9 protein-coding genes are annotated in these 9648 nt (G+C 68.0%); 8 read left to right on the top strand and 1 reads right to left on the bottom strand.

Features of this window, described 5'->3' with window-relative positions; genetic code table 11:
• Positions 1–317: YnfA family protein (locus MJ783_RS04290; RefSeq protein WP_239308614.1), on the bottom strand; the 317-nt coding region annotated here is incomplete at its 3' end.
• A 614-nt stretch (positions 318–931) separates the two neighbouring features.
• Between MJ783_RS04290 and MJ783_RS04285 the strand changes: the two genes are divergently transcribed.
• The 8 genes from MJ783_RS04285 to MJ783_RS04250 form a co-directional block, all read left to right on the top strand.
• Positions 932–1900 carry an ABC transporter ATP-binding protein gene (locus MJ783_RS04285; protein WP_239308612.1) on the top strand — a complete coding sequence of 323 codons (969 nt, stop codon included), beginning with the start codon at positions 932–934 and terminating at the stop codon, positions 1898–1900.
• A gap of 5 nt (positions 1901–1905) precedes the next feature.
• Positions 1906–2955, top strand: a complete 1050-nt coding sequence (locus MJ783_RS04280; RefSeq protein ID WP_239308611.1) for an ABC transporter permease — start codon at positions 1906–1908, stop codon at positions 2953–2955.
• Between the two features lie 44 nt (positions 2956–2999).
• Positions 3000–4301: a cytochrome P450 gene (locus MJ783_RS04275; protein ID WP_239308610.1), complete on the top strand. Its 1302-nt coding sequence runs from the start codon at positions 3000–3002 to the stop codon at positions 4299–4301.
• Positions 4298–4999, top strand: a complete 702-nt coding sequence (locus MJ783_RS04270; RefSeq protein WP_239308609.1) for a carboxymuconolactone decarboxylase family protein — start codon at positions 4298–4300, stop codon at positions 4997–4999. The genes MJ783_RS04275 and MJ783_RS04270 overlap by 4 nt, the downstream gene beginning before the upstream one ends.
• Positions 4971–6200 (top strand): cytochrome P450, encoded by a 1230-nt coding sequence (locus tag MJ783_RS04265; protein ID WP_239308608.1) that lies wholly within the window; start codon positions 4971–4973, stop codon positions 6198–6200. Before MJ783_RS04270 ends, MJ783_RS04265 begins: the two co-directional genes overlap by 29 nt.
• An 8-nt stretch (positions 6201–6208) precedes the next feature.
• Entirely contained in the window at positions 6209–6910 is a 702-nt protein-coding gene (locus tag MJ783_RS04260) for a TenA family transcriptional regulator (RefSeq protein ID WP_239308607.1), read from the top strand.
• Entirely contained in the window at positions 6907–8652 is a 1746-nt protein-coding gene (locus MJ783_RS04255) for an AMP-binding protein (protein WP_239308606.1), read from the top strand. The genes MJ783_RS04260 and MJ783_RS04255 overlap by 4 nt, the downstream gene beginning before the upstream one ends.
• Positions 8649–9648: UbiA family prenyltransferase (locus MJ783_RS04250; protein WP_239308605.1), on the top strand; the 1000-nt coding region annotated here is incomplete at its 3' end. The genes MJ783_RS04255 and MJ783_RS04250, both read left to right, overlap by 4 nt.

Genomic DNA, 9648 nt, shown 5'->3' with positions numbered 1-9648 from the left:
AAATAGATCACTGCGACGCCCGCGAGGACGACGGCCGCGCCGATCCAGTCGTAGCGGTCCGGGCGCAGGCCGTCGACGCCCCACCCCCACAGCAGCGACGCGACCACGAACACTCCACCGTAGGCGGCATAGATCCGGCCGAAGTTCGCGCTGTGCTGCACGGTCGGGATGACACCGTAGACGACAAGGACAAGGGCGCCGACGACACCGGTGATGATGGACGCGCCCTCCCGGAGGCATCGCCACACCAGATAGCCGCCGCCGATCTCGGCGAGGCCGGCGGCGGCGAACAGCGCGAGAGCCCGAGCCGCGGTCACGCCAGGATCGTCGCTTACCGGCGGCTTGCGCCGGCCACCGGGTGGCGTGCCGTCTCGATCTTTGAGCCGAGCCGGCGGTGGGCTGCGCTCCGCGGCGAGAGCAGTGGCCGCGGTGGAGTAATTCGGCGCCGGCACGACGTTCACCGCCGAAGAACCACCAAACCGAGCCGGCGTCAAAGAAGGAAGCCAGCCCCGGGTAAGAGTGCCCGGCAATAGGGGTGGGTCAAGGAGCGGGGCTGGGGTGCGTGCATCGCGAGGCGGCGGAGGGATGCGCCCTGTGTTGGGCGTCGACCGACAACAACGACGCGAGGTGTCCGTCATCGTGCCTGCCCCGGCTGCCAGCCAGGCCCGTCAGGGCGGGTCAGCGGGATTGTCAAACCATGCATACGGCCATGTATCGAGCCACCGCCGGCAATATGCTGTGTCCAGGTTAAATGATCTTTTTTGCGGCGGAATCTCCGCCCGCGAGACGGCTCGACTCCCGTTCAGAAGGGCCGACCCATCGCTGACATGCATGTTTACGCGAATAGTTGCCGGTCTGTTGTGCTTCGTGCTCCAATCAACCAACGCCGCGGTTGAGCCGCCGCCTCGTATCGCGTGGAGGTTTCGAAACGATGATCTCTGATATCGTCGGTGTCCGGCGCGCTGGCGAGAGCATTACCCAGCCGGCTTCGTTCATATTACGTAACGTTACAAAGAGGTACGGTGAGATATCGGCCTTGGCTGGCGTCGACGTAGTGGTCGCCAGCGGGCGTATGACCGGTCTCCTCGGTCCCAACGGCGCGGGAAAGAGCACGCTCATGGCGATCGCGGCGGGAGTTCTCGAGAGCACGTCGGGGGACGTCGTGAAAGCGCCGGGACTGTCGGTGGGTTATCTTCCGCAGCAGGACAACGTATACCCCATGCTCACCGCCCGGGAGAACCTGCGTTTCGTGGCCCGAGCGCAGGGGCTGCCGCGCCGCGGAATCGGTCCGGCTGTGGACGAGGCCTTGGCAGGTGTGCATCTGCACGACCGGGCGGATGAGCGGGCGAGCACTTTCTCGGGCGGTATGCGGCGACGTCTCGGATTTGCCGCGGCGCTTATCGGGGACCCCGCGGTGCTGCTCCTGGACGAGCCGACCGCCGGTGTCGACCCACAGGCCCGCGCGTTGCTTCTCGACCTGGTGCGCGCCCAGGTGGAGCGGGGGAAGGCCGTCCTCTACAGCACGCATCTCCTGGCGGAGATCGAGTCGTACGCGGATGATTTATACGTTCTGCACAAGGGCGCGGTTCTTGCCCACGAGAACGTTCCAGACCTCCTGCGCTCCTACGCGCGGCGCACTATTTTCGTGACGGTTGACGGTGATGCCGCGCCGTTGTGCGCGGTCCTGCGGCTGGAGCCCGACACAACCGTGACAGCGGCACCGCGCACGGCCGGCGTCGAACGGGTGCGGGTCACCACCAGCGCGGACCGTGCGTACGCGGTGGGGCGGATTCTTTCCGCCGCGGCCTTCACCGCATCGCGTGTCGTGGACGTCGAAAGCCTGGAACCAAATCTTGAAAGTGTCTTTCTCAGCATCACCGGGCGGGAGGTTCGGGATTGAGCGCGATGGCCGCTGAACGGTCCAGCGGCGCCATCAGGAAGCTGACGGCATTCGACGCGGTGTTCCGCAAGGAACTGCTCATCAACCGGCGTGATCCGTTGCTGCTCATCATGATGTTCGCCGTTCCGGTTGTCCTGATCGCCTTCCTCACCGGCGCGGTGGGCGGCGCGTTCGGCACAGGCCAGCCACCCGCGTACGTGAGCGCCGGGCCGGTGGACCCCGCCCTGGCCCATCGGCTGGGTGCGCCACAACGTCTGGTCAGTGAGAACGAGGCCCGACAGGAGGTGGCGAACGGCGATATCGCCGTCGCGCTCGTCACCGACGACGCGGGCCACCGGACGGTGATCGCGGACCCGGCCACGCCGATCGTGCTGTCCCCGTTCCTCGCGGCGCTCGACAGCCAGCCGCCGGCTGTCATAACGCCCAGCGGCGCGTCCTACCTGTCGAACTCCAGCCCGTATGCGCAGACTCTTCCCGGCTTCGTCATGTTCCATGCCTTCTTCGGCGCGGCGCATGCCGCCCAGGCGTTGCACCGGGAGCGGAACTGGGGCACCTGGAACCGGCTCCTCTCGCTCCCGATCGGAAAGTTCTCGCTGCTGGTGGGCAAGCTGCTGCCGATCGCGCTCCTGGCCATGGCGCAGGGCCTGCTGCTGATCGGCCTGGGGTCGCTGATTCTCGGCGTTCCCATCAACAATCCTGGTATGTTCATCGTCGCGAACGTTCTTATCGGGCTGTGCCTCGGAGCGGTCGGTGCGGCCGTCGCGGCGATCGCATCGAATGATCTTCAGGTCCCGCAGTTCAATAATCTTCTGGTGCTGCTCGGCGGCGCGGTCGGCGGCGCAATGGTTCCGTCCGTCGCGCTGCCGGGATGGGCGCAGACGATCGCCCCGGTTTTCCCGCAGTACTGGGCGATGCAGATGTTGCAGGACACCATGACCCGCAGCGCATCGATGGAAAAACTGCTGCTTGACACGGGGGTTCTCGCGGTTTTCATAACCGTCATCTTCGGGATCGGATTCAGATGTATGCGCTGGGAGCGGTTCAGGCATGCCTGACTGCATTCTCTGGCGCGGCCAGTTTTTCGAGAGGTGAACCGAACGTGTGTGCCGACAAGGCGCCAGCCGAAAACGACAGTCTGGTTGGCGCGGCTCTCCCCACGGCTGGGCCGGACCGCCTGATATCGCCATTCGAGATCTTCCTGCCCGCCTATCTGGACAACCCGCGACCCGCCTACGACATGCTGCGCTCCGCGTCGCCACTGATCTGGTCAGAGCTGCCGGCACCCGGCTGCTGGATTGTCACGTCGCACACGGCAGCAAGCGACGTGCTGCGCGACCCGAGATTCGGTAAAGCTGGCTACTGGGATCAGATCGCCGCCGACCGGGGTGGTGAGAACAGCGCTTTCGCCGTCATCCGGCTGTGGATGTCGCAGCTTGACGGGGCGGACCACATGAGGGTCCGCGGCGCCTTTGGACGTACCTTCCTGCCGCGCCGGGTGGAGATGATGCGCCCGCGGGTCGAACATGTTGTCAGGGAGCTTCTCGACGAGATCATCGCCGCCGGCGAACCCGAGTTTGATTTCATGAGCCGGTTTGCCTTCCCGCTGCCCGCGATTGTCATCTGTGCGGTTCTCGGCATCCCGCCGCAGGACCGGGAGGTATTCAGGTCGTGGTCGGCGGACCTCGCCCGGATCTTCGACGTGACGGTCGACAGCGAGTCGCTGCGCCGTAGTGAGGACGCGGTGAAGAGGTTCCAGGAGTACTTCGCCGACCGTGTCGCGCGCAGCGACCGGTCCGGCGACGACCTGCTCACCAGCTTGATCCGCGCATGCGAGGAGGAGCATGCGATCACCCGGGAAGAGCTGACCGCCAACCTGACCCTGCTGGTGTGGGCGGGCCACGAGACAACGATGAACCTGCTTGGTAACGGCCTGCTCACGCTGCTACGGCGGCGTGAACGCTACGAGCGGCTCGTCGCGTGCCCCGCCGCCGCTCCCGGGATCGTTGAGGAGGTGCTGCGTTACGAGGGCCCGTTGCGGACCACATCGCGGTTTGCGCGCGAGGACATCCACCTGCACGGCACCGACGTGCGCGGCGGGCAGCTTGTCGTGGTGCTGTCGCAGGCGGCGAACGCGGACCCGGCGGTGGTCGCCGAGCCGGCGGCCTTCGACCCGGACCGGACCGACGGCCGTTCGCACCTGGCGTTCGGGTCGGGGATCCACTTCTGTCTCGGCGCGTCGCTGGCGCGCCTGGAGGGCGATGTCGCCTTCCGTGAGCTGGCCCGGCGGCTGCCCGATCTCGAACTGGCCACAACCGAGCCGGACTGGGGCGTCAACATGTTCCTCCGCGGTCTGAACAGCCTGCCGGTCCGGCGCGGCGCGGCCGGGAGAGCCGCTTCGTGAGCACCCGGAGCGGGCGGCCGGGCCCCGCGCCCGGCATCGACGGCGCGCCGCCGGCTCTCGCGGCGGCCCGGCCCGATGGATCGCTACTGGCGGATACACCGCGGATCCCGCTCATCGGCCCGCCCTACACGGCTGAGGCCGAGGCCCTGCTCACCCGCATCGGGCAGCCGCCGGACGGTCCGCGCCCGCCGCTCGCGCTCGTTCGCGCGTATGCGGCCCATCCCACGGTCGCGGGTGCGCTCGCACCCGTCATGGACGAGATGCTGCGGCTGATCGAGCATGACCCCGCGGTGCGGGAGACGCTCGTTCTGCGCGTCTGCGCGCGGGCGGGCTGCTGGTCGGAGTGGGGCATTCACGCGGCGGTGGCGCAGGGCCGGATCGGTCTGTCACCAGTCCGGATCGCCGGCACCCTCGTGGCCGCGCCGGACCTCACCGACACGGACGAAGCGACCCGTGCCGTCATCGAGCTTGCCGACGAGCTGCACGACCACGCCAGCGTCCCCCCGAGCCTCTGGGACCGGCTCACCGCGCTGTGGACGACCGACGAGATCCTTGAGCTGCTGACGATCGCGGGTTTCTACCGCCTTGTCGCGCAGACCGCGAACGCGCTGCGCGTGCCGGCCGAAGTGTGGGCGCTACGGCCGGCCGACCTGACCTCCAGGAGGCCTGATGACAACTCTCCCCATGAACCAGGATGACCCCAAGGAGGCCTCCCTCGCGCTGTTCAATCCGCTCGCCGAGGGATTCCTGGAGAACCCCTACAGCCACTATGACCGGTTACGGGAAACTCAATCCCCGTATTTTCACGCGGCGCTTGGACAGTGGTTGGTCACCCGTTATGCAGATCTTGACATGATCTTGCGTGAACCACGGGTGGGCCGGGGTGAGGCTACCCGCTTCTTCGGGCACTTCGAGCCCGACTCCGCAATTGACCGCGCAAGCCGTGGCTGGATTTTCGGGATGGATCCGCCCGAGCACACCAGGCTGCGGCTGCTGTTTGCGAAAGCGTTTACCCAACGCCGGGTGGAAGGCCTGCGTGGTTATATAGTGACGAAAGTGGACGAACTGCTCGACGGTTTCGCCGCGGCCGGCGGCGGTGACCTGATGGACGGCCTGGCCCACCACCTGCCCGTCGCGGTCATCTGTGAGCTCCTGGGTATTCCAGCGGCTGACCACGAGGAGTGCAAGAAGAACTCATCAGCGTTGATCAGGCTATTGGACCCGATCATCACCGACGAGCAGCAGGCCGCCGCCGAGGACGCGAGCGCATTCTTCCTCGACTATTTCGGCCGGCTCGTCGAACGCAGGCGGACCGAGCGGGGCGGAGATCTGCTGTCGGCATTCATCACCGCCGCGGAGACCGCGGAAACGATCAGTCCGCTGGAGCTGGTGAACAACAGCCTCTTCCTGTTCGGCGCGGGCCATGAGACGACGAGCAACCTCATCGGCAACGGTGTATACGCGCTGTTGCGGTTCCCTGATCAATGGGCTGCCCTGCGCGCCGACCCCGGCCTCGCCGGCAACGTCACCACCGAGGCGCTCCGCTGGGACTCGCCGGTGCAGTACATCGGCCGGCGGACGATGGGATCGCTGGTCCTGGGCGGTACCCGGATCGCCGAGGGGAATCTGCTGATGGGCCTGATCGGGGCCGCCAACCGGGACCCGGAGCGTTTCGCCGAGCCGGGCCGTTTCGACATTTTCCGGCCACGCAACCAACCGCTTTCCTTCGGTGCCGGCATCCATTTCTGCGTTGGTTCCGCGCTTGCGCGCATGGAGTGTGAGACGGTTTTCCGAGCGCTGGTCGAGCGTTTTCCAAGAATGTCACTGGGCGCCCAGGTGGTCAGGAGCCCACTTTTCGCGATGCGCGGCTACGCCGAGCTACCGGTCGCCCTGTCATAGGAGACCATGTGTCCACCCGAGCCACTCGATCCACCCAAACCACACTCGATCTGCTCGATGAGATCATCGACCGGGAGAGCTACTCGCGGCACTCTTTCATCTCCGCGCTGACCGCCGGCAAGGTATCGCGTGACCGGATGCGCGACTGGGCGGTACAGAAATACCATCAGACATACGGACAGAACCGCGGGTTCAGTGCCATCCATGCCAATACGCGCTATGCGGACGTCCGTCGCTACGAGATGATGCAGCTCATCGCCGAAGAGACCGATCTCGCTGACGGGACCGACGCGCACTACAATCTGATGCGGCGCTTCGCGGAAGTACTCGGCGCCGGTCCGGAAATGTTCGAGAAGGAGCCGGCGACGCCGGTGGCAGATTTTCTGGACTACCTGCTGCGGACCTGCCGGGAGAACCACTTCGTCTGGGGGCTGCTCGCTTTCTACGTGAACGAGCGGCAGACCCCGGCCGCGGTCGAGAAGATGCGTGTGTTCCTCACCTCGTCGTGGCACATCAGCGATGTGGACGTCGAGTGGTTCACGGTGCACAGCCAGCTGGACGGCGGCCACGCGCTGGGCGCGCGGCTGCTGATCGAGAAATACGCGCACGAGGTGCCCGAGTTCGACGCCGAGGCGCCTCAGTTCGTCCGGCGCGGGTGCGCCCAGTGGCTGAAACTCCAGGACTTCTACTACTCCGTGGTGCGCCCGTGAACGCGCCGACGACCGGCACGCCCGAGGAGCTGCTGCTCGGCTGGATCACCGAGCCGCGTGCCGACCGGGGGCTGCGGTTTCTCATCGACGGCACCTGGACCCGTATCGACTACGGCCAGTTCGCCGCCGCCGTGCTGGGCACGGCCGTCGCGTTGCTGGAGGAGGGTGTGGAGCCGGGCGACATCGTTCCCCTGATCCTGCCCACCGGCCCGGAGTTTCTCGCCTGCTTCTTCGCCCTCCTGTGGATCGGGGCGGTCCCGTCCAACGTCCCGTTGCCCGAGGCCGTCAACCAGCGGGCCGGGTGGCTTGAGCAGCTGCGGGGGATCGCCGCGCAGCTCCGGCCGCGGTTCGCGCTCGCCGGGCCGGACGGCGCGGGGGGACTCGCCGACGCGCTGCGCGAGACGGGCCTCGCGGTCCGCGTCGTGACGCCGTGGATGGCCGAGACCGGGCTGCAACCCCCCCGGCGGCCAGGGCATCTCGCGGTCCTGCAGTTCTCGTCCGGTTCCCGCGGCGTCCCGCGCGGGGTGCGTATCACCCGGGCGAATCTCGCGGCGAACATCCGTGCGATCCACACGTGGGTGGACGTCCGCTCCCACGGCGGGGTGTGCTGGCTGCCGCTCTACCATGACATGGGTCTTGTCGGCGGTTCGTTGGCCGCGGTCACCAGGCAGGCCGAGCACGCGTACATGCCGCCCACCCAGTTCCTCCGGAACCCGCTGCGGTGGCTCCAGCAGTACGACGAGCATCGGTACAGCCACATGTTCATGCCCAACTTCGGCTTCGAGTACATCGTCCGGATGGTCCCGGCCGCGCGCGTCGAGGGGCTGGACCTGTCCAGCGTGCGCTCCGTGGTGAGCGGGGCCGAGCGGGTCAACCCGGCCACGCTCGCGGCGTTCGCGGACCGGCTCGCGCCGGCCGGGTTCGACCGACGGGCCTTCCAGCCGGCATACGGGATGGCGGAGGCGACGCTCGCGATCTGCGGGGTGCCGCTCGGCGTCGCTCCGACGATCGTGCGTATCGACCAGGACACCGCCCGCATGGACGCCCCAGTCACCGTGCTCGGCTCCGCGCTCGAGGGCGAGGGCGGGGGGCGCGCCGCCGACAGCGCCGCGTCGCGTCTGGTCAGCTGTGGGCCGCCGCTGCCAGGGCTGGAGATACGGGCTGTCGGCGCTGACGGCGAGCCCCTGCCCGCGGGTTATCTCGGCGAGCTGTCGGTGCGCGGCCCGTCCATCGCCGACGGTTACAGCGTCGCATCGCCGCAGGACGCCGAACGGTTCGGCGCCGACGGATGGTTCCGTACCGGAGACGCCGGCTTCCTGCACGACGGCCAGCTCTACGTCCTGGGACGCCTCGGTGACAGTTTCAAACTGCGTGGCCGCACCATCTTCATGGAGGACGTCGAACTGGAGATCCGGCGACGCGCACCGGGTGTGCTGCTCCTGGCGGTCGGCGGCCTGCTGGCCACGACACCTGTCGTCGTGGTTGTCACCGCGTCCCCGGCGGAGACGTTCGCACCGCTCGTCCGCGACGTGGTGGTGCTGCTTGCCGGCGATGAGGTGGCGGTCGAGGTCGTCACCACCAAGGCCGTCGGGCGCCTGTTCACCAGCAGCGGGAAGCCGCGGCGGCGGGAAGCCTGGCGGCTCTACCGCGACGGCGCGCTCGGGTCTGAGCCGGTGCGGATCGGACCAGGCGAGGAGCTGGCGCCCGTACCCGCGCCCGTACCCGCGGGCGCGGACCGATGAGGGCCCTGCGCCTGGCGGCCCTCAAGACCGAGGCAGCCTGGTGGATGACCCGGATCCATCTGTCCAACATGAACATCTGGCCGGTCTTCATGGGCTGGGCCGTCGCGGACCCGTCCCCGGACCCGTGGCCGCTGGTCTGGCTTGCCGGCTATGTCGCCGCGGCCGGCGGCGCGCTGTTCATCGTCAACGACATCCTCGACGCGGACGGCGACCAGATCACCGCGCCCTACCTGCCGCTCCCGTCGGGGCTGCTCACCGTGCGCGAGGCGTGGGCCGCGGCCGCCGGCTACTTCGCCGTCGCGCTCGGCGCGCTGTTCATCGCGTGCGGCGGTGTCGCTCGTACGGGGCTCGCGCTCGCGCTCACGATTGCCGCGGTCGTCTTCTCCATGGCGTACTCGACGGTGAAGGACGAGGGCGTCGTCGCGAGCTTCGTCGTGAGCGTGCCGCAGACGATCCCGGCGGTGGTGGGCTGGTACCTCGCTGGCGGCCAGCACCCGTGGTGGCTGGTCGGGGTGCTTGCCTACCTGCTGATCGCCTGCGTCTCCAACAATATCCTCGCCGCTTTGCGCGACGTCGACCTTGATCCTGTCGTGGGGAACATGACCGTGCCGGTCCGCATCGGCGCCACGCGGGCCTTCCAGCTCGCCGCACGGGTGGCCACGCTGGCCTTCGTCCCGATCGTGATACTCGCCGCGGTCGTCCCGGGCGGCTGGTGGGGCCTTGCCGTCGCGGCGCCAGCGGCGCTGATCATGTCGCTCTGCTACCGCCGCACGCTGGCCGCGTTCGGCGAGCCCGGCCGGGGGCGGCTGCGGCGGATGGCGGACATGCGCCTGTTCAAGTTCGGCGAATACGTCCGTCACACCGCGCTCGCCGCCGTGTTCTCGGTACCGGTCGCGCTGTCCGCGGGCGTCGTGATGCAGGCGACGCTCTATTTCGGCGGCTTTGTCTACGCGCTACGGGTCATCCGCGGCGGCATCCGCCGGGATCTTGCCATGG

It is taken from the genome of Protofrankia sp. Cj3 (assembly GCF_917627355.1).
GTDB lineage: Bacteria > Actinomycetota > Actinomycetes > Frankiales > Frankiaceae > Protofrankia.
The sequence above is the reverse complement of the archived record's forward strand: the minus strand, read 5'-3'. Positions and strand labels throughout refer to the sequence as shown.

What these genes read in the sequence shown, in the direction of transcription:
- MJ783_RS04285 (WP_239308612.1), top strand. Translation starts at nt 932, where the DNA reads ATGATCTCTGATATCGTCGGTGTCCGGCGCGCTGGCGAGAGCATTACC.
- MJ783_RS04280 (WP_239308611.1), top strand. Translation starts at nt 1,906, where the DNA reads ATGGCCGCTGAACGGTCCAGCGGCGCCATCAGGAAGCTGACGGCATTC.
- MJ783_RS04265 (WP_239308608.1), top strand. Translation starts at nt 4,971, where the DNA reads ATGACAACTCTCCCCATGAACCAGGATGACCCCAAGGAGGCCTCCCTC.